The sequence below is a fragment of the Streptomyces montanisoli genome (assembly GCF_017813245.1).
GTDB lineage: Bacteria > Actinomycetota > Actinomycetes > Streptomycetales > Streptomycetaceae > Streptomyces > Streptomyces montanisoli.
Genome location: NZ_JAGIQL010000350.1, coordinates 1 through 1,435, shown reverse-complemented (window position 1 = coordinate 1,435; position 1,435 = coordinate 1). Strand labels below are relative to the sequence as shown.

At 75.1% G+C, this 1,435-nt stretch carries 2 protein-coding genes; one reads left to right on the top strand and one right to left on the bottom strand.

Going from position 1 to position 1,435, the window contains the following annotated elements; genetic code table 11:
* A partial coding sequence (locus tag JFN87_RS33090; protein WP_209346203.1) for an adenosylcobinamide-GDP ribazoletransferase occupies positions 1–561 on the bottom strand: 561 nt, incomplete at its 3' end.
* A gap of 85 nt (positions 562–646) precedes the next feature.
* Here JFN87_RS33090 and JFN87_RS33085 point away from each other — a divergent pair.
* Positions 647–1,405 carry a hypothetical protein gene (locus JFN87_RS33085; protein ID WP_209346201.1) on the top strand — a complete coding sequence of 253 codons (759 nt, stop codon included), beginning with the start codon at positions 647–649 and terminating at the stop codon, positions 1,403–1,405.
* Positions 1,406–1,435 lie beyond the last annotated feature (30 nt).

Genomic DNA, 1,435 nt, shown 5'->3' with positions numbered 1-1,435 from the left:
CGCGACGGCCGCGCCGAGGCCGCCGGGCCGGGCGGAGGGCACGCCGGTGCGGCAGCCGAGTACGAAGACCACACGCGCGGCGACGGCCGCGACGGCGATCCCGGCGGCCGCGCGGGCCGCGCCGTGCTCGTAGAGCCTGTCCACGGCCGCGACCTGGGCGAGCAGCGCGAGCAGCAGCGTGATCACGCCGAAGGGGCCGATGTCGGACTGCTTCATCACGCGCAGGGCGTCCGCGGCCGGCTTGCCGCTGCCGAGCCCGTCCGCGGTGTCGGCGAGCCCGTCGAGGTGCAGGCCGCGGGTGAGGGCGGTGGGCACGGCGACCGCCCCGACGGCTGCGAGCAGCGCGCCCGTGCCGCACAGCCACAGCGCGGTGGCGACCGCGGCGGCGACCGCGCCGACGGCGATCCCCGCGAGCGGCGCGGTGAGCATGCCGAGGCGGGCGGCCGGGCGGTCCCAGCGTGTGACGCGTACGGGCAGCACGGTCAGGGTGCCGAGGGCGAACCGTGCGCCGTCACCGAGCGAGCCGCGCGGCGGCGGTGGGGGAGCGGAGGAGTCGGCCACCGCCGCACCCTAACCGCGGGCGCGCGAGGGAAAGACGGGCTAAATTGCGCATACAGTCCGTATCGGTCGCCGGAGGCGGGGTGGCATGGGTCACTGGTTCCATCAGAACGTGGTGGAGCCGGGCAAGCTGCCGATGCTGCTCGCGCTCTTCTCCTTCGTCGTGTGCTTCCTGCTGACCCGTACGGTCACCCGCCTCATCAGGGCGGGCAGGGGCCCGTTCCGCAACGTGGCACCCGGCGGAATGCACATCCACCACGTGGTGCCCGGCGTGATCCTCACGGTGATCGGCGGCTTCGGCGCGGTGAGCACGGGCACGCGCGGCCTGACGCCCGCGGTGTTCGCCGTGGTCTTCGGCGTCGGCGCGGGCCTCGTGCTGGACGAGTTCGCGCTGATCCTGCACCTGGACGACGTGTACTGGACGGAACAGGGCCGGCAGAGCGTCGAGGTGGTCGTCATGGCGGCGGCCCTGGCCGGTCTCGCGCTCGGCGGGTTCGCGCCGCTGGGCGTCGACTCGCTGAGCGTGGAGCAGCGGCAGGACCGTGTGACGGCGATCGTGACGCTCGTCGTCAACTGCCTGTTCGCGATCGTCACCTTCCTCAAGGGGAAGCCGAGGCTGGGCCTGATCGGCGTGCTGATCCCGCTCGTCGCGCTGATCGGCGCGGTCAGGCTGGGACGGCCGGGCTCCCCCTGGGCCAAGCGCTTCTACCGCACTCGCCCGAGGGCCCGGGCGCGCGCGACGCTGCGCGCGTACCACCACGACGCACGCTGGGCGGGCCCGAGGCGCACGTTCCAGAACTGGCTCGGCGGCGCCCCGGACCCACCGCCTCCGGCCCTACCGCGCTGACGCCCGCGCCGCCCGCGCCACGGGCCCGCA

Bases quoted from the DNA above. Each gene is read 5' to 3' on its own strand.
- JFN87_RS33085 (WP_209346201.1), top strand. From the start codon at position 647: ATGGGTCACTGGTTCCATCAGAACGTGGTGGAGCCGGGCAAGCTGCCG.